Source organism: Escherichia sp. F1, from assembly GCF_046764225.1.
Classification (GTDB): Bacteria; Pseudomonadota; Gammaproteobacteria; order Enterobacterales; family Enterobacteriaceae; genus Escherichia; species Escherichia coli.
This window is the reverse complement of record NZ_CP177202.1, coordinates 2,666,457-2,684,089: the sequence shown is the minus strand read 5'-3', so window position 1 is coordinate 2,684,089 and position 17,633 is coordinate 2,666,457. Positions and strand designations below refer to the sequence as shown.

General features: G+C 51.6%; 15 protein-coding genes. 5 read left to right on the top strand and 10 right to left on the bottom strand.

Annotated features, from left to right (window positions below; genetic code table 11):
* Nucleotides 1-6: 6 nt before the first annotated feature.
* Together ACK8NJ_RS12970 and fabI are read right to left on the bottom strand one after the other, a co-directional pair.
* On the bottom strand, nt 7-1,134 hold the full coding sequence (locus ACK8NJ_RS12970; protein WP_411961685.1) for a carboxymuconolactone decarboxylase family protein: 1,128 nt from the start codon (nt 1,132-1,134) through the stop codon (nt 7-9).
* Between the two features lie 143 nt (nt 1,135-1,277).
* Nucleotides 1,278-2,066, bottom strand: coding sequence for an enoyl-ACP reductase FabI (gene fabI / locus ACK8NJ_RS12965; protein WP_000506485.1), 789 nt, complete (start codon nt 2,064-2,066; stop codon nt 1,278-1,280).
* 477 nt (nt 2,067-2,543) lie between these two features.
* Between fabI and ACK8NJ_RS12960 the strand changes: the two genes are divergently transcribed.
* The 5 genes from ACK8NJ_RS12960 (at nt 2,544) to ACK8NJ_RS12940 (ending at nt 10,036) form a co-directional block, all read left to right on the top strand.
* On the top strand, nt 2,544-3,110 hold the full coding sequence (locus tag ACK8NJ_RS12960; protein WP_000202113.1) for a TetR/AcrR family transcriptional regulator: 567 nt from the start codon (nt 2,544-2,546) through the stop codon (nt 3,108-3,110).
* A gap of 148 nt (nt 3,111-3,258) precedes the next feature.
* On the top strand, nt 3,259-4,380 hold the full coding sequence (locus ACK8NJ_RS12955) for an efflux RND transporter periplasmic adaptor subunit (protein ID WP_000873810.1): 1,122 nt from the start codon (nt 3,259-3,261) through the stop codon (nt 4,378-4,380).
* Nucleotides 4,380-7,487, top strand: a complete 3,108-nt coding sequence (locus ACK8NJ_RS12950) for an efflux RND transporter permease subunit (protein WP_225393133.1) — start codon at nt 4,380-4,382, stop codon at nt 7,485-7,487. Before ACK8NJ_RS12955 ends, ACK8NJ_RS12950 begins: the two co-directional genes overlap by 1 nt.
* Before the next feature lie 3 nt (nt 7,488-7,490).
* Nucleotides 7,491-8,864 carry an efflux transporter outer membrane subunit gene (locus ACK8NJ_RS12945; protein WP_411961684.1) on the top strand — a complete coding sequence of 458 codons (1,374 nt, stop codon included), beginning with the start codon at nt 7,491-7,493 and terminating at the stop codon, nt 8,862-8,864.
* A gap of 8 nt (nt 8,865-8,872) precedes the next feature.
* The gene (locus ACK8NJ_RS12940; RefSeq protein WP_411961683.1) at nt 8,873-10,036 is read left to right on the top strand and encodes a multidrug effflux MFS transporter; all 1,164 of its coding nucleotides are present in this window, start codon (nt 8,873-8,875) and stop codon (nt 10,034-10,036) included.
* A gap of 48 nt (nt 10,037-10,084) precedes the next feature.
* Here the strand turns inward: ACK8NJ_RS12940 and sapF are convergent, their stop codons facing one another.
* The 8 genes from sapF to ACK8NJ_RS12900 all read right to left on the bottom strand — a co-directional run bounded on the left by sapF (nt 10,085) and on the right by ACK8NJ_RS12900 (nt 17,598).
* Nucleotides 10,085-10,891, bottom strand: coding sequence for a peptide ABC transporter ATP-binding protein SapF (sapF, locus tag ACK8NJ_RS12935; RefSeq protein ID WP_000573407.1), 807 nt, complete (start codon nt 10,889-10,891; stop codon nt 10,085-10,087).
* 1 nt (nt 10,892) lies between these two features.
* Complete coding sequence (sapD, locus tag ACK8NJ_RS12930) at nt 10,893-11,885, bottom strand: peptide ABC transporter ATP-binding protein SapD (RefSeq protein WP_001128858.1); 993 nt, start codon at nt 11,883-11,885, stop codon at nt 10,893-10,895.
* Nucleotides 11,885-12,775: a peptide ABC transporter permease SapC gene (gene sapC, locus ACK8NJ_RS12925; RefSeq protein WP_001146161.1), complete on the bottom strand. Its 891-nt coding sequence runs from the start codon at nt 12,773-12,775 to the stop codon at nt 11,885-11,887. The genes sapD and sapC overlap by 1 nt, the downstream gene beginning before the upstream one ends.
* Nucleotides 12,762-13,727, bottom strand: a complete 966-nt coding sequence (gene sapB, locus ACK8NJ_RS12920; RefSeq protein ID WP_000583281.1) for a putrescine export ABC transporter permease SapB — start codon at nt 13,725-13,727, stop codon at nt 12,762-12,764. Before sapB ends, sapC begins: the two co-directional genes overlap by 14 nt.
* A complete protein-coding gene (sapA, locus tag ACK8NJ_RS12915; RefSeq protein WP_001250200.1) occupies nt 13,724-15,367 on the bottom strand; it encodes an ABC transporter substrate-binding protein SapA in 1,644 nt (547 codons plus the stop codon). The genes sapB and sapA overlap by 4 nt, the downstream gene beginning before the upstream one ends.
* Before the next feature lie 312 nt (nt 15,368-15,679).
* Nucleotides 15,680-15,925, bottom strand: coding sequence for a YmjA family protein (locus ACK8NJ_RS12910; RefSeq protein WP_001015099.1), 246 nt, complete (start codon nt 15,923-15,925; stop codon nt 15,680-15,682).
* Nucleotides 15,926-16,058: 133 nt separating this feature from the next.
* Entirely contained in the window at nt 16,059-17,444 is a 1,386-nt protein-coding gene (puuP, locus tag ACK8NJ_RS12905; protein WP_001361676.1) for a putrescine/proton symporter PuuP, read from the bottom strand.
* Nucleotides 17,434-17,598 carry a hypothetical protein gene (locus tag ACK8NJ_RS12900; RefSeq protein ID WP_122986712.1) on the bottom strand — a complete coding sequence of 55 codons (165 nt, stop codon included), beginning with the start codon at nt 17,596-17,598 and terminating at the stop codon, nt 17,434-17,436. Before ACK8NJ_RS12900 ends, puuP begins: the two co-directional genes overlap by 11 nt.
* Nucleotides 17,599-17,633 lie beyond the last annotated feature (35 nt).

The window sequence follows — 17,633 nt, the reverse complement described above, 5'->3', positions numbered from 1 at the left end:
GCAAGGTTAATATGTCTCACCCAACGCGATTTTTAAGCGATTTATCCAGCCACACAGCCCGCTCCATACCAGCAGATTAATAATCTGCGTTGATGATTTTTCGTGTTCGAGTAAAGGGCTGAACTGGGCGGCGCTAAAGCGATCGGGTGCTCGGGTCAGCCATTGTATCGCCTGAACGGTAGCGCGCTCAACAGAATGACGGTCAGCCCATTGGTTAATTTCATTTTCGCCCTTGCGCATAAGGGTGCTGATTTTTTTATATTCATTTGATGAATCCATACAGGTGGCAAAACAAGCAGGACTGCCATTTATACGCGCGCATAACAACGCCGCAAGCTGATTATCCGGCTGTGTATTGACCCGTGTGCTGTTTAACAACTTTTCGAGAAGGGAAAGTGAAATAGGGTGGAGAGAGAGTATTTCGGCCAGTTGGCAAAGTTCTGCAGTTGAACTTTTTGTGTGCTCTTCAGGTAGTTTTTCCACCTCATAGCTGCTTCGCCAGCGTAATGATTCATCAGCAAACAGTGACGCGTCGGCGTAGTTTTGTATCTCCAGACCGGGTAACCAGCGTACCGGATGCCCGAGATAAGCCTGAAATGTCGCAATTGACCGCGCCTGAAAGCCAATAAAACCAATGATTTGGTTAATGATTACACAGTCCCAGACAGTAAGACCGACGTCATTCAGATGCTGGCGCGATCGGTTGTCGATAATAGAAGGCGAGCTAGCCAGTTGGCGGGCATATTGCGTGATTTGTGCTAACCGATGATTACTTTCCCTGGAGGAATCAGGCCCGGGGAGCGGCGTAAGTCGCGCCGAATAGTAGTTACATAACCGCTGGACGCCGCAAACCTGAGCAACCGTCAGGGCCGTCGACAAGCGTTCATAAGCGGTGAAGGTCTGTGAACGGGTCACGGTAAGCTGGTCAGGGAACAACTCCACTGCAAGAACGCGCGCAGGGACCAGCCATGAAAGGAAGGGGGCCAGCGTTTCTTCATCAAGGATCACGTCGAGCAGAAAGGGATCGCTGACCTTTGCGGCTTCCGGGACCAGAGGCAGAACGTCATACTCCGCAGTACTGGATTGCGTTTCATGATACCAGTGGCTTTTGCCGGTAATGTGGCGTTTTTCCATGGGCGCTCCTTGGTCGTAAAGGAAATCGTTATCCTGACGCAAGGCGGGAAGGGGAGAAAGACGGATCGGCGATAACAAATATCAGAAAGGTATAACAGAGATAACGGGCGGCAGAACGCCGCCCATCTTTACCAACAGAACGATTATTTCAGTTCGAGTTCGTTCATTGCAGCAATGCTGAAACCGCCGTCAACGTGGACCACTTCACCGGAGATACCGGCAGAGAGATCGGAGCACAGGAATGCCGCAGAGTTACCCACATCTTCAATAGTAACGGTACGGCGAATCGGGGTAACGGCTTCGCAATGAGCCAGCATTTTGCGGAAGTCTTTGATACCGGAGGCCGCCAGAGTACGGATCGGACCCGCAGAGATGGCGTTAACACGCACACCTTCCGGACCCATCGCGTTCGCCATATAGCGCACGTTTGCTTCCAGAGACGCTTTTGCCAGACCCATAACGTTGTAGTTCGGGATAGCGCGCTCAGCGCCAAGGTAGGAAAGGGTCAGCAGGGCAGAACCCGGATTCAGCATGGAGCGGCAAGCTTTTGCCATTGCAACGAAGCTGTAGGAGCTGATGTCGTGGGCAATTTTGAAGCCTTCACGGGTAACGGCATTAACATAGTCACCATCCAGCTGATCGCCAGGTGCAAAACCAATAGAGTGTACGAAACCGTCAAACTTCGGCCAAACTTTCGCCAGTTCAGCGAACATGGTGTCGATGCTGGCATCTTCGGCAACATCGCACTGCAGAACGATGTCAGAACCCAATTGAGCGGCAAATTCTTCTACGCGGCCTTTCAGTTTGTCGTTCTGGTAGGTGAATGCCAGTTCAGCTCCTTCGCGGTGCATCGCCTGAGCGATACCGTAGGCGATGGACAGTTTGCTGGCAACACCGGTTACCAGAATGCGCTTACCGGAAAGAAAACCCATAGCTTTAATCCTTATTGTTGATGCTTGTTGTGCCTGAAAATCAGGCGATTCGTCGTTTTAGTAAACAGTACGAACAGATAAACGGTTATTATAATCAACCTGGCTGTGGGTGGCTATAGTTGCGCTTTCTGTACCGGAGAGAAGCTGCGGTACAGAGCATTTTGCGTTATCTACTCTTGACGCCTGCAAGGGGTAGGTTGGGGAAATATCTTATAGAATCTGACTATGAAACTATTCGTATTAGCTCCGATAAGTTTGATGATGAAAACAGAACCGGCGACAACAAGTCGCTGCCTTTCTGATGAATTGACCCCAACTTAATATTGTCAACTATCTTCACAGAATCTCCACGATCTCTTCATTATCAGAATATGCACCATGAATAAGATAAAAATACTTTCCATTACTTTGGAGAAACGTATAATCAGCAAAAATGAGAACGATCATTCTCGCCAAGTGATAGGCCAGGAGACAGAAATGACCAGCAAGCTGGAGATACGCCACAAACAGCGTCAGGATGAAATCATTAACGCCGCCCGTCGGTGTTTTCGTCGCTGCGGGTTTCATGCCGCCAGTATGTCGCAAATTGCCAGCGAAGCTCAGCTTAGCGTGGGTCAGATATATCGTTACTTCGCCAACAAAGACGCCATTATTGAAGAGATGGTTCGCCGTATCATCGACTTTCGTATTGCCCAAATGGACATTGACGCGCGTACCGATCACTTCCCGGAAGTCCTTGCCTTGCGTAAATCCTTAAATGAGGACGACGACGCGCTGATGCTGGAAGTGGCTGCAGAAGCCACACGCAACCCGCGGGTTATGGCAATGCTTGAAGAAGCTGACGCCAGAATGTTCGCTAATGGTTGTGCACATATGAAAAGAATGCATCCCCATCTTAGCGACGAGCACATTCGTTGCTGCGTTGAAGTGTTTGCTACCATGATGGAAGGTACGGTTTATCGTCGTTTAACACCGCAAAAAAGCGATCCACAACATCTGCAGGAAATATATCAGGATATTGTTAGTATGTTGATAAATAAATAAGAACAGAATTAACCAATAGCGGGGGATATTAATCCCCCTTATTTCATTGCGAAATTCATTTCGCGATGCGGGTTCGTTATAACTGAATATCCCTGACATATCCTCATTAATTTTAATGAGGAGGGTATTTCTCACCCTGGAGAAAATAATGAAGTATATAGCAACATCTGTAGTGGCAATGCTGCTCTTATCTGGTTGTGATAATACGCAAAGTAACAATTCATCCCCGTCAGAAACAGAAGTCGGCGTTGTTACAGTCAAATCTCAACCGGTCTCGGTAGTCAGTGAATTAACCGGACGCACCAGTGCTGCGCTCAGTGCCGAAGTACGTCCGCAGGTTGGGGGAATTATCCAGAAACGCTTATTTAAGGAAGGTGATCTGGTCAAGGCTGGACAGCCGCTCTACCAGATTGATGCGGCCAGTTATCAGGCTGCATGGAATGAAGCTCGGGCAGCATTACAACAAGCACAGGCACTGGTAAAAGCCGATTGCCAGAAAGCGCAGCGTTATGCCCGACTGGTGAAAGAGAACGGTGTTTCACAACAGGATGCTGATGATGCTCAGTCTACCTGTGCACAAGATAAAGCCAGTGTAGAGGCGAAAAAAGCCGCACTGGAAACTGCGCGCATTAATCTTGACTGGACCACGGTAACCGCACCGATTTCAGGGCGCATTGGCATTTCGTCGGTAACCCCTGGCGCACTGGTGACCGCGTCGCAAGATACAGCGTTAACGACTATTCGTGGTCTGGATACAATGTATGTCGACCTCACTCGCTCCAGTGTCGATTTATTACGTCTGCGTAAACAGTCACTGGCGACCAACAGTGACACCATGAGCGTCTCACTTATTCTGGAAGATGGCACAACCTACAGCGAAAAAGGGCGTCTGGAACTCACCGAAGTCGCTGTAGATGAGTCTACCGGTTCGGTGACATTACGGGCGATTTTCCCCAATCCACAACAGCAGTTATTACCGGGAATGTTTGTTCGCGCTCGTGTCGATGAAGGCGTGATGGAAGACGCTATTCTCGCGCCGCAACAGGGCGTCACGCGCGATGCTAAAGGCAATGCAACTGCGCTGGTGGTCAATAAAGACAATAAAGTAGAGCAGCGAACGCTCGAAACGGGAGAAACGTATGGTGATAAATGGCTGGTGCTGAACGGCCTGCACAACGGCGACCGACTGATTGTTGAAGGTTCTGCCAAAGTCACTTCAGGGCAGACCGTCAAGGCTGTTGAAGTTCAGGCTAATGGAGGCAACGCCTGATGTTTTCGCGCTTTTTTGTTCGCCGCCCGGTCTTTGCCTGGGTTATCGCCATTTTGATTATGTTGGCGGGGATTCTGGCTATTCGCACATTACCCGTCGCGCAATATCCTGACGTTGCACCGCCGACCATTAAAATTTCAGCCACTTATACTGGTGCTTCTGCCGAAACGCTGGAGAACAGCGTGACTCAGGTTATCGAGCAACAACTCACTGGGCTTGATAATTTACTCTATTTCAGCTCAACCAGTAGCTCTGATGGTTCGGTCAGTATTAATGTGACCTTTGAACAAGGTACCGATCCAGATACTGCACAGGTTCAGGTGCAGAATAAAATTCAGCAGGCGGAGTCGCGCCTACCCAGCGAAGTGCAGCAAACGGGTGTTACGGTGGAGAAATCACAAAGCAACTTTTTGCTGATTGCTGCCGTGTATGACACCACTGACAAAGCCTCCAGTTCGGATATCGCCGACTGGTTGGTTAGTAACGTTCAGGACCCGCTGGCGCGTGTTGAAGGTGTGGGGAGTCTGCAAGTCTTTGGCGCGGAATACGCTATGCGCATCTGGCTTGACCCGGCCAAACTGGCGTCTTACTCGCTAATGCCTTCAGACGTGCAAAGTGCTATTGAAGCGCAAAACGTGCAGGTTACTGCCGGGAAAATAGGGGCATTGCCTTCACCGAATACTCAGCAACTGACCGCAACGGTACGTGCGCAGTCTCGCTTGCAGACGGTGGATCAGTTCAAAAATATTATCGTGAAAAGCCAGTCAGACGGCGCAGTTGTTCGTATAAAAGATGTGGCTCGCGTTGAGATGGGCAGTGAAGATTATACCGCTATCGGCAAACTTAACGGTCACCCGTCTGCCGGGGTTGCTGTAATGCTTTCGCCCGGTGCGAATGCGCTGAATACGGCGACGCTGGTCAAGGATAAGATTGCCGAATTCCAGCGGAACATGCCGCAGGGATACGACATCGCATACCCGAAAGACAGCACTGAATTTATTAAAATCTCTGTAGAGGACGTAATTCAGACGCTGTTTGAAGCCATCGTATTGGTGGTTTGCGTGATGTATTTATTCCTGCAAAACCTGCGTGCCACACTGATTCCGGCGTTAGCTGTCCCCGTCGTTTTGCTGGGCACATTCGGCGTTCTTGCGTTGTTTGGCTATTCGATTAATACCCTGACGTTGTTTGCAATGGTGCTGGCGATCGGCTTGCTGGTGGACGATGCCATTGTGGTGGTGGAGAACGTCGAACGCATTATGCGTGACGAAGGGTTGCCCGCGCGTGAAGCCACGGAAAAATCAATGGGCGAGATTTCTGGCGCACTGGTTGCCATTGCGCTGGTGTTGTCAGCCGTATTCCTGCCTATGGCCTTCTTTGGGGGATCTACTGGCGTAATTTATCGTCAGTTCTCCATCACCATCATCTCCGCAATGCTGCTTTCCGTGGTGGTGGCATTGACCTTGACTCCCGCCCTGTGCGGTTCCGTCCTCCAGCATGTTCCGCCACATAAAAAAGGCTTTTTCGGCGCATTTAACCGCTTTTACCGCCGTACTGAAGATAAATATCAGCGAGGCGTAATTTATGTCCTGCGCCGTGCAGCCCGAACGATGGGGCTTTATGTCGTGCTGGGTGGTGGAATGGCCCTGATGATGTGGAAACTGCCGGGCAGTTTCTTACCCACTGAAGACCAGGGCGAAATCATGGTGCAGTACACGCTGCCGGCCGGGGCGACCGCTGCCCGTACAGCAGAAGTGAATCGCCAGATTGTTGACTGGTTCCTGATTAATGAGAAAGCAAATACCGATGTCATTTTTACCGTTGATGGTTTCAGTTTTAGCGGCAGCGGACAGAACACCGGGATGGCGTTTGTTTCGTTGAAAAACTGGTCTCAACGTAAAGGGGCAGAAAACACCGCCCAGGCTATCGCCCTACGGGCAACCAAAGAGCTGGGCACAATTCGTGATGCCACGGTATTTGCGATGACGCCGCCAGCCGTTGATGGGCTGGGGCAAAGCAATGGTTTTACGTTTGAATTGTTAGCTAACGGTGGAACCGATCGCGAAACACTACTGCAAATGCGTAATCAGTTGATAGAAAAAGCGAATCAAAGTCCGGAGTTACATTCTGTGCGTGCCAATGATTTGCCACAAATGCCGCAATTGCAGGTAGATATTGATAGTAATAAAGCGGTGTCATTAGGGTTGAGTTTGAATGATGTCACCGACACCCTGTCCAGTGCGTGGGGCGGTACTTATGTGAATGACTTTATTGACCGTGGTCGTGTGAAAAAAGTCTACATTCAGGGCGACAGTGAATTTCGTTCCGCGCCGTCAGACTTAGGTAAATGGTTTGTGCGCGGTAGCGATAACGCCATGACACCATTCTCTGCTTTTGCGACCACCCGCTGGCTGTATGGACCGGAAAGACTGGTGCGCTACAACGGTTCTGCAGCCTATGAAATTCAGGGGGAAAATGCGACTGGCTTTAGTTCCGGCGATGCAATGACAAAAATGGAGGAACTGGCAAACAGTCTTCCTGCGGGAACAACCTGGGCCTGGAGTGGTTTGTCATTGCAGGAGAAACTGGCCAGCGGTCAGGCATTGAGTCTGTATGCAGTTTCTATTCTGGTGGTTTTCCTCTGCCTTGCAGCACTGTACGAAAGCTGGTCAGTCCCGTTCTCGGTCATTCTGGTGATCCCTCTGGGGCTTCTTGGCGCGGCGCTGGCGGCCTGGATGCGTGATTTAAACAACGATGTTTACTTCCAGGTGGCGCTATTAACCACTATCGGCTTGTCGTCGAAAAACGCCATTTTGATTGTGGAATTTGCTGAAGCGGCGGTTGCAGAGGGCTATTCCTTGAGTCGTGCGGCATTACGCGCGGCGCAGACTCGTTTACGCCCAATCATCATGACCTCGCTGGCGTTTATTGCGGGGGTAATGCCGCTGGCGATAGCAACCGGCGCAGGGGCGAACAGCCGCATCGCCATTGGTACGGGCATTATTGGCGGTACGCTGACCGCTACGTTGCTGGCTATTTTCTTTGTTCCTCTGTTTTTTGTACTGGTGAAACGTTTGTTTGCCGGTAAAGCGCGCCGTCAGGAGTAAGTTATGTTGCGTCGTTCTCTTATTTTTCTGGTGCTGTTGAGTGCGGGATGTGTCTCGCTCGATCCCCACTACAATACGCCTGAATCCCCAATCCCGGCGACCTTGCCGGGAGCACAGGGCCAGGGAAAGGCAATCAGCCATGACTGGCAGCAGGTGATCCACGATCCCCGATTGCAGCAGGTGGTGACTATTGCACTGAACAGTAACCGCGATGTGCAAAAAGCGATTGCTGATATTGACTCAGCACGGGCGCTCTATGGGCAAACTAATGCGTCGTTATTCCCGACGGTGAATGCGGCCTTAAGTTCGACCCGCAGTCGTTCGCTGGCGAATGGTACGGAAACCACTGCCGAGGCTGACGGCACGGTGTCCAGTTTTACGTTAGATCTGTTTGGTCGTAATCAGAGTTTATCTCGGGCGGCGCGAGAAACCTGGCTTGCCAGTGAATTTACAGCCCAGAACACCCGTTTAACGCTGATTGCTGAAATCAGCACCGCCTGGCTGACACTGGCGGCCGATAACAGCAACCTGGCCCTGGCAAAAGAAACGATGGCCAGTGCAGAAAACTCATTGAAAATTATCCAGCGCCAGCAACAGGTTGGCACTGCGGCAGCGACAGATGTCAGTGAGGCGATGAGTGTTTATCAGCAAGCACGCGCCAGCGTTGCCAGCTATCAGACACAAGTGATGCAGGATAAAAATGCGCTGAACTTACTGGCAGGTACAACGCTTGAGGAAAATTTGCTACCGGGAACACTGGAAAGCCTGCCGGAACAGATGATAAGTCTGGTTCCTGCGGGAGTGTCATCTGACGTTCTGCTGCGTCGTCCGGATATCCAGGAAGCGGAACATAATTTGAAGAGCGCCAATGCCGATATTGGCGCGGCGCGGGCTAACTTTTTTCCGACGATTTCGCTGACTGCCAGCGCTGGTGTTGGCAGTGACGCATTGTCGTCGTTGTTCAGCCACGGAATGCAGATCTGGTCATTTACGCCATCGGTCACATTACCGCTGTTCACTGGCGGAAGTAATCTGGCGCAGCTCCGTTACGCAGAAGCACAAAAGCGTGGACTCATTGCCACCTATGAAAAAACCGTTCAGAGCGCATTTAAAGATGTCGCTAACGCACTGGCGCGGCGGACCACGCTTGAAGAGCAACTGGATGCACAGCGCCAGTATGTTAAAGCTGAGCAACAAACGGTCGATGTTGGCTTGCGTCGCTATCAGGCGGGTGTTGGTGATTACCTGACCGTGTTGACGGCGCAGCGCAGCTTGTGGAGCGCACAGCAGGAGCTGCTGGCACTGCAACTGACTGATTTTACAAACCGAATCACGCTCTGGCAGTCGCTGGGCGGCGGCATGTCATCACTCAAGTAAGGAATAATATGGCTAGAGTCTCTCTTTCATGGGCATTGATTCTTGGTCTTTTAGCCGGTATCGGCCCGATGTGTACCGATCTTTATTTGCCGGCTTTGCCGGAGATGTCTGAGCAACTGGCGGCAACCACGACCATAACGCAATTAACCCTGACCGCATCGCTGATCGGTCTTGGCGTCGGACAACTGTTATTTGGCCCTCTGAGCGACAAAATAGGGCGTAAACGTCCGTTAATCTTGTCGTTGCTATTGTTTATTGTTTCTTCCATTTTGTGCGCGACAACGAACAATATTTACTGGCTGGTGGTCTGGCGTTTTATTCAAGGGATCGCGGGGGCGGGTGGTTCGGTGCTCTCTCGTTCTATTGCTCGTGACAAATATCAGGGAGTAACGTTGACCCAGTTTTTTGCGCTGTTAATGACGGTGAATGGCCTGGCACCGGTGTTGTCGCCAGTGCTGGGCGGGTACATTGTTAGCACTTTTGACTGGCGCACTTTATTCTGGGTAATGGCTGAAATTAGCACCGTATTGTTGCTGGGCTGTGTGTTATTTATTAATGAGACCTTGCCAGAAAATAAAAGGGGCTCATCATTGCTATTAACCGGACGAAGCGTGGTGCAGAACCGCCGTTTTATGCGCTTTTGCCTGATTCAAAGTTTTATGCTGGCCGGTTTGTTTGCATATATCGGCTCTTCGTCGTTCGTGTTGCAGAAGGAATTTGGCTTTAATCCAATGCAATTTAGCCTGGTGTTTGGCCTTAACGGCATCGGACTTATCATTGCTTCATGGATCTTCTCGCGCCTGGCGCGACGGATTAACGCGATGACATTGTTGCGAGGTGGCCTGATAGCGGCAATTTTGTGTGCATTGCTCACGGTCTTATGCGCATGGACACAATTGCCCATTCCGGCACTGGTGGCATTATTTTTCACCATCGCATTTTGTAGCGGCATCGGCACTGTTGGCGGGGCAGAGGCTATGAGTGCAGTAGGGACGCAGGAATCTGGAACGGCGTCTGCGTTGATGGGGATGAGCATGTTTGTCTTCGGCGGTATAGCCGCGCCATTGTCGGGAATTGGCGGAGAAACACTGTTAAAAATGAGTCTGGCAATTACGGTGTGTTATACGCTGGCATTGCTGGTTGCTCTCACCAGAATCGACAATCAAAAGTAATGAACACCTCATCCTGAGGGGGGCCCTGTCAGGATGAGGTGCAAAACACTAACGGTCCTTACGCCACGCATCCGCCGTCAATGCCTCGCCAAAATGACCGGCAATCAGCCGTTTGGTGAGTTCATGCAGCGGCGATGCCAGCACATCCGCGGTGCTGCCTCGCTCGACAACCTCGCCCTGATGCATCACCAGCACCTGGTCGCTAATGTGCTTCATCATTCCGATATGCTGGGTAACATAAATATACGAAATGCCCTGTTTTTCCTGTAACTCCAGCATCAGATTAATCAACTGCGAACGCATCGACATATCCAGTGAGGCGAGGGCTTCATCGGCAATAATGACTTTTGGGCGCAATATCAGCGCGCGCGCCAGCCCCAGACGCTGTTTTTGCCCGGGTGCCAACATATGCGGATAGTAACTGACGTGATCCGGTAGCAGCCCAACCATACGCATCGTTTCAATAATCTGTTTGCGACGCTGTTCAGGTTCCAGATCGGTGTTCAGACGCAGTGGAAAATCCAGAATTTGCGAGATACGTTGACGGGGATTCAACGAGGTCGAAGGATCCTGAAAAATCATGCGAATACGCTGACTGCGGAAGGAATAATCGCCAAAATGCAGCGGATGATCGTCAATCAATAACTCGCCGCTGGTAGGTTCTATCATTCCCGCCAGCATTTTTGCCAGCGTGGATTTACCAGAACCATTCTCGCCAATAATCGCCAGTGTCTGGCCTTCACGTAGCGTAAAGCTCAAGGGTTTTACCGCTTCTACGGTCTGACGACGAAACCAGCCGGTCCGGTAGCGGAACGTTTTACTTAAATTACGCACTTCAAGCAGCGTTTCGATCATCTCACTCTTTCTCCATGTTCAGCGGGAAATGACAGGCATAGAGATGATTTTTCGCCCCCGTCAAACGTGGCGTCACAATGCATTCTCGTTGTGCATACGGGCAACGCGGCCCCAGACGACACCCAATCGGTAACTGTTCCAGCAGTGGGATAGCGCCGGGCAGAGTATTGAGGCGACTTTTATGCGGCATCGCGCTGCCGAAGTCTGGTATCGCGCGGATCAGCGCCTGGGTATAAGGATGATGTGGCATCGTCACCAACTCCTTACTTGGCGCGGTTTCCACCGTTTGACCGCAGTAAAGCACGTTAATTTTATCCGCCCATTGGCTAAGCATTTGTAAGTCATGGCTGATAAGCAAAATAGTGGTATTGCTGTTTTGGTTGAGACGCGTCAGGAGGCGAAAGATTTGCGCCTGGGTTGTTGGCTCCATTGAGTTTGTCGGTTCGTCAGCAATCAGCAGACGCGGTTGATTCGCCAGTGCAATGGCTATCATCACTTTCTGACATTCGCCTTCGGTCAACTCATAGGGAAAACTGCGCATCGCATCTTTGTGATCTTTAATCCCCACGCGGTGCAGCAGTTCAATGGCACGGCGTTTGCGCCAGCCAAAACGCTGCCACCAACGGCCTTTATAGGTCCAGGCAGGGATGTTTTGCATCAACTGGCGACCCACACGTTCTGAAGGGTCAAGACACGACTGTGGTTCCTGGAAAATCATCGACACGTTGTGACCAACCAGCTTGCGCCGTTCGCGTGCGGAGAGACGCAGCAAATCGATATCATCAAAACGCATACGGTCAGCAGTAACACGCCAGTTATCTTTATTCACCCCACAAATCGCTTTAGCAATCAAACTTTTGCCGGAACCGGATTCGCCAACAAGACCGCGGATTTCACCTTCGGTTAAGGTCATACTTACGCGGTCGACGGCTTTAACCCACTCATCACCGGTTTTAAATTCAATGGTCAGGTTACGAATATCGAGTAATGGCATTATTCCACCCCCGCAATAATTGCACGACGGACACCGTCGCCAAGGAGGTTAACCAACAGCACGCTAATCATAATTGCCGCACCTGGCAGCATGACAGTCCATGGGGCGACATAAATCAGTTCCAGCGCATCACCGAGCATCGCGCCCCATTCAGGCGAGGGGAGTTGTGCGCCGAGGTCAAGAAAGCCCAGCGCGGCGATATCGAGAATTGCCATCGACAGTGCGCGGGTGATCTCGGTGACCAGCCCGGCGGTGATGTTAGGCATCACAGCAAACCAGAGAATATTCAGCGTTGATGCGCCATCCAGACGGGCGGCGATAACGTACTCTTTTTCCAGTTCGTCATGCACCATGCTGTAAATCGAACGTACCATACGCGGCAGCAGCGCCAACCAGACGGCAAACATGGCGTGAGACAAACTCGGTCCGGCAAACGCTACAACGATAATTGCCAGCAGTAGGGAAGGGATCGCCAGTAAGGTATCCAGAATATGGTTAAGCACGGCTGAGCGTAGGCCGTGCGTCGCCCCGGCGAAGGTGCCCAGTATCAGGCCGCAGATCGTCGCGGCAAGCGTCACCACAAATGCGCCGCCTACGGTTGGCGCAGCTCCGCTCAGTAAACGGCTTAAAACATCGCGTCCGAGGTCGTCAGTCCCCAGGAAGAAAGAAACTTCGCCATAGCGCGACCATGACGGCGGCAATAATTGATAACCGAGAAATTGCTGATCGATGCCGTAAGGCGCAAACCAGCCGCCAAAAATACACAGTACAGCCAGCCCCGCACAGCCGTACAGGCCGACCATCGCAGAGGCGTCACTATAAAATTTGCGCCAGGCGGTACGCAGCGTGCCCGGCGGGCGCTTTTCGCTGTATACGCTATCGTAAGGCATACCATTCCTTATGTTTCAGAGGGTTAGCCATGGCACCCAAAATATCAGAAATCACGTTAACAATAATGACCAGTGAGCCACACACCATCACTCCGGCGGAAATGGCTGCGTAATCCTGCTGGCGGATGGCGTTAATTAACCAGCGGCCTAAACCCGGCCAGCTAAAAACCATTTCGGTGATCATCGCCAGCGTCAGCATGGTAGAAAACTGTAAGCCCAGGCGAGGAATAACCGGAGGTAACGCGTTATGCAGAACGTGGCGACGCAAAATAGTAAAGCGCGACAAACCGCGGGTCGCCGCTGCTTTAACATAGTTCTGGTCATACACTTCGATAGTGCTAATACGCATCAGTCGGATCACTTCAGTTGTTGGCGCAACCGACAGGGTGATCACGGGCAATATCATATGGCGGATTGCGCTCATGACCATTTCATCCCGCCATGGTGAGTCCGAAAGCCAGGCATCAATCAACGCAAAACCGGTAATCGGTTTCACTTCGTAGAGCAGATCGAAACGCCCTGAAACGGGCAACCAACCTAGCGTGAGTGAACAAAACAGCGTCAACAGAAGCGCCAGCCAGAACACCGGGATGGAAAAGCCCAGTAAGGCGATGGCGTTGATCAAGTTATCCTGCCACTTATGGCGCGTAATCCCGGCAATCATCCCCACGGGGATGCCAACAATCAGCGCAAAACCGAAGGCGAGGATGCACAGTTCCATCGTCGCCGGGAAGACCTCTTTTAACTGTTCGGCAATCGGTTGACCGTTAATGCTAGAAACACCAAAATCCCAGTGGATCAGGCCATTAAACCAGAACACCCAGGCATTCCACAGTGACGCGCCTTGTAACGGCGCATGTGGGGTGAAATAGCTCAAGCTGAAGCCAACGAAGGTCAGCAGGAACAAGGTGACAATCAATAACAAAATGCGACGTAAGGTGAAGATAATCATGGTTTTTTCACCTCATCCTGTTTCTCGCGATACACCCCAGCAAAGGAGGCGTTACCAAACGGGCTAAGTACCAGACCTTTGATATCGTACCGATAGGCCTGCAAACGCAATGACGACGCCAGCGGCAGAATGGGTAATTCCTGCGCCAGAATACTCTGCGCTTCGTCATAGGCTTCAATACGCGCCGCCAGCTGCTGCGAGGAGAGCGCCTTACGCAACACGCTGTCGAATTTCGGATCGCACCAGTGGGCGAGGTTGGTCTGCGAATGAATTGCTGCGCAGCTCAGTAACGGACGGAAGAAACTGTCCGGGTCGTTACTGTCCGTCGCCCAACCGGATAACGTCAGATCATGGCTCATATCCATCAACCGCGCCTCCTGAAAACGACCTTCTACCGGCACAATCACCACTTTTACGCCAACCTGTGCCATATCCGCCTGAATCAATTCGGCAGTTTTCAGTGGACTGGGGTTCCACGCCTGCGAACGTGTTGGCACCCACAGTTTCAGCGTTAAGTTTTCCAGCCCCAACGCCTTCAACTGTTCGCGCGATTTCGCCGGATTATATTCAGTAATTTTAGCCTCGTTGTCATAGGCCCACGAGGCGCGCGGTAAAATAGAGGCTGCCGTTTCAGCCGTACCATAATAGATGGATTGCATCAGGCGCTGGTTATTGATCGCCAGTGCCAGCGCATGGCGGACAGCGGGATTATTTAGCGGCGGTTTGGCGGTGTTGAATGCCAGATAGGCGACGTTCATCCCAGGACGCAGCGTTAAACGCAAGCGTGGGTCGTCACGCAAAATGGATAGCTGACTGGCAGCAGGCCAGGCCAGAACGTCGCACTCTCCGGTCAGGAGTTTCGACAGACGTCCGGTACCGCCGGAGCCTAAATCCACCACCACCTGCGGCATTAACGGTTTGCCGCGCCAGAAGTCATCATGACGTTGTAGGCGAATAAATTGCCCGGCGCGGTATTCCGACAACTGATACGGTCCAGTGCCGACCGGCTGACGGTCGAGTTGTTCCTGACGATCTTCTTTCTCTAACTTCCCGGCATATTCTGCCGACATGACCGATGCATAATGGGTCGCCAGGTGCCACAAAAAAGAAGCATCCGGCTGGGCGAGTCGGAACTCAACCGTATGATTATCCAGTTTGCGGACGCTTTTCACGTTATCGGCAAATTGCAGGCTGTCGAAGTAGGGGAAGTTGCTGCCGTTGACGTTATGCCACGGGTTGTTGCGGTCAAAAATTCGCTGGAAGGTAAACACCACATCGTCGGCATTCATTTTACGAGTGGGAGTAAACCAGTCGGTTTTTTGAAACGGAACATCGCGACGCAGGTGGAAGCGATAGGTCGCGCCGTTGTCGAGTACTTCCCAGCTTTCGGCAAGTTCCGGCATCAGGCGATAGGTATAGGGATCGACATCCAGCAGTCGATCATAAAACTGGGCGGCAAGGGTATCGACAATTAACCCACTGCTCGCTTTGGATGGGTTAAAGGTGTTGACTTGCCCGCTGACGCAATAGACAAAACCGCTATCGCGGATATCAGCATGCGGGGGGGATTCAGGCGCGGCGATTGCCTGACCACTCACAAGTCCAGCAATCACCAAAAGAGACGATAATACCTGGCGCATAATATTAATGGATTTTATGTAAAGAGGCTATCTTACTAATATTTAATGACATTTGCCATTACCGTTTGTGTTCAGGGGTCGTAATGAGGGCCGTGTGGTTGGTCGTTGAACAGGTGACGTCGCCATCTGTTCAACATTCGTACCCGTGATTTCTCTATAACTATAACTCACAGAACAACTTAGCGAGGAGCAGAGCGGTACGATCGTGAGAAACCCATTAAAGCACGCTGCAGTGCGTGTCATTTTTAGCCGGATGCGGCGTGAACGCTTTATCCGGGCAACGATACTGACCGAGCGTCTGCAATGAAATAATTACTCATTACCCCATTGATTCAAAAACTCTGCGATCTCATCAATGCGTACGGGATTAATCCCCGCTTCAGCAGCCATTTCATGTTGGGCTTCTTCGCTGATCTCTTCATTGTTCATCAAACGGGTGAGCAGTAACTGGAAGTAGTGGGCCAGCGGTGTGCGTTCAGCGTCGGCGACAGGCTCTGCGCATTCGGTCGCGTACTCATCGGCAATATCAAAATATTTTAGCGGGATATCGTGGTTCATTATTTGCCCCTGGGGTTAATGCGCTAAGCATAAGGGCGGATGATAGCACTCGTGATCCGGGTCATACATCTTTTTATAGTTAATGGCGCGGCGCATTACCCTCAGGCAGGATAATGCGCCGCGCATCCGACTATTACGTTTCGCTCACCGGCGTTCTGTCACCATCATACAACGGCACTTTGCGATAGCGGCGGATCAGATACCACAAATATGCGCCGCCTAACGAAGCCCATACCAGACCGAGTGTCAGTGACGTTGACTCGAGGTTAACCCACAGCACACCCACCGTCAGCGCGCCAACCAGCGGCATCAGCAAATAGTGAAAGTGATCCTTCCAGCTTTTATTCATTCCTTTACGCCGCCAGAAATGATTAAACACCGACAGGTTAACGAAGGTAAACGCCACCAGAGCACCGAAGTTAATCAATGCTGTCGCGGTGACTAAATCAAAGAACAGCGCCGACAGCGCAACAATCCCGACCATAATGACGTTCAGTGCCGGAGTCCGCCATTTTGGGTGCACATAGCCAAACACGCGCTCCGGAAACACATTGTCACGCCCCATCACATACAGCAGACGCGACACGCTGGCGTGCGACGCCAGGCCAGACGCTAACGTGTTCACAAACGTGGTGCAGAGGAAAATCGACTGGAAGAGCTTGCCGCCGACGTACAGCGCAATTTCAGGCAGTGCGGCGTCCGGGTCTTTAAAGCGGCTGATATCGGGAAAGAACAGCTGCATAAAGAACGACGCAGCGATAAAGATAACGCCGCCGTATACCGCCGTCAGGAAGATGGCTTTCGGGATCACGCGTGCGGCGTCCGGCGTCTCTTCCGAAAGCGTGGTCACCGCATCGAAACCGAGGAAGGAGAAACAGACAATCGTCGCACCGGTAATAATCGGGATCAGGTGCGCGTTCTCGCTGATAAACGGCTGAAGTGACCAGACGGTGCCAACGCCTTCTCCTTTATGCAGTCCCTGAACCACCAGGAAGATAAACACCACCATGATGGAGATTTGCACCAGTACAAACAGGGTATTGAAGTTAGCAACCAGGTTGACGCTCTTCAGATTCGCGGCGGTTAAAATGGCGACGAAGGTTACCACCCACACCCACGGCGGCACTTCCGGGAAGAGGGCGGATAGATAGATTTTCGCCAACAAAACGTTGATCATTGGCAAAAAGAGATAATCCAGCAGTGATGACCAGCCGACCATAAATCCGACGTGCGGGTTAATCGACTTTTGCGCGTAGGTATAGGCCGAACCGGCTTCCGGAAACTGGCGAACCAGTTTGCCGTAGCTGATAGCGGTAAACAGCACGCCCGCCAGCGCCAGCAAATAGGACGCCGGAACGTGACCGTCGCTAATGCCGGAGACAATACCAAAAGTATCAAATACGGTCATCGGCGTGAGATAGGCCAGACCCATCATCACCACCTGCCACAATTTCAGTGATTTTCGCAGACGGGTTTTGCCGGGTTGCGCAGCAATAGTCAGTGGTGAATTAATAGCCATAATTGCTGCCTCCCCTGCGTAATAAGGTTTGCAGTCGTGTCGACCTGAAATCAAACCTGTTTAGCAAGGGAAGCAAAGGGGGCGGAGTCCAGTCAGTCGCAGGAGGGGCGCATACGCAGCCTCCCTCGCCATGCGGGGATTTAATCATCGGCATCATCTCATTTCCTCGTCACAGTCTTAATCGTTAAC

Excerpts from the sequence above, each read along its gene's own strand:
- ACK8NJ_RS12970 (WP_411961685.1), bottom strand. The coding sequence starts at position 1,134 with ATGGAAAAACGCCACATTACCGGCAAAAGCCACTGGTATCATGAAACG.
- fabI (WP_000506485.1), bottom strand. The coding sequence starts at position 2,066 with ATGGGTTTTCTTTCCGGTAAGCGCATTCTGGTAACCGGTGTTGCCAGC.
- ACK8NJ_RS12960 (WP_000202113.1), top strand. The coding sequence starts at position 2,544 with ATGACCAGCAAGCTGGAGATACGCCACAAACAGCGTCAGGATGAAATC.
- ACK8NJ_RS12955 (WP_000873810.1), top strand. The coding sequence starts at position 3,259 with ATGAAGTATATAGCAACATCTGTAGTGGCAATGCTGCTCTTATCTGGT.
- ACK8NJ_RS12950 (WP_225393133.1), top strand. The coding sequence starts at position 4,380 with ATGTTTTCGCGCTTTTTTGTTCGCCGCCCGGTCTTTGCCTGGGTTATC.
- ACK8NJ_RS12945 (WP_411961684.1), top strand. The coding sequence starts at position 7,491 with ATGTTGCGTCGTTCTCTTATTTTTCTGGTGCTGTTGAGTGCGGGATGT.
- ACK8NJ_RS12940 (WP_411961683.1), top strand. The coding sequence starts at position 8,873 with ATGGCTAGAGTCTCTCTTTCATGGGCATTGATTCTTGGTCTTTTAGCC.
- sapF (WP_000573407.1), bottom strand. The coding sequence starts at position 10,891 with ATGATCGAAACGCTGCTTGAAGTGCGTAATTTAAGTAAAACGTTCCGC.
- sapD (WP_001128858.1), bottom strand. The coding sequence starts at position 11,885 with ATGCCATTACTCGATATTCGTAACCTGACCATTGAATTTAAAACCGGT.
- sapC (WP_001146161.1), bottom strand. The coding sequence starts at position 12,775 with ATGCCTTACGATAGCGTATACAGCGAAAAGCGCCCGCCGGGCACGCTG.
- sapB (WP_000583281.1), bottom strand. The coding sequence starts at position 13,727 with ATGATTATCTTCACCTTACGTCGCATTTTGTTATTGATTGTCACCTTG.
- sapA (WP_001250200.1), bottom strand. The coding sequence starts at position 15,367 with ATGCGCCAGGTATTATCGTCTCTTTTGGTGATTGCTGGACTTGTGAGT.
- ACK8NJ_RS12910 (WP_001015099.1), bottom strand. The coding sequence starts at position 15,925 with ATGAACCACGATATCCCGCTAAAATATTTTGATATTGCCGATGAGTAC.
- puuP (WP_001361676.1), bottom strand. The coding sequence starts at position 17,444 with ATGGCTATTAATTCACCACTGACTATTGCTGCGCAACCCGGCAAAACC.
- ACK8NJ_RS12900 (WP_122986712.1), bottom strand. The coding sequence starts at position 17,598 with ATGCCGATGATTAAATCCCCGCATGGCGAGGGAGGCTGCGTATGCGCC.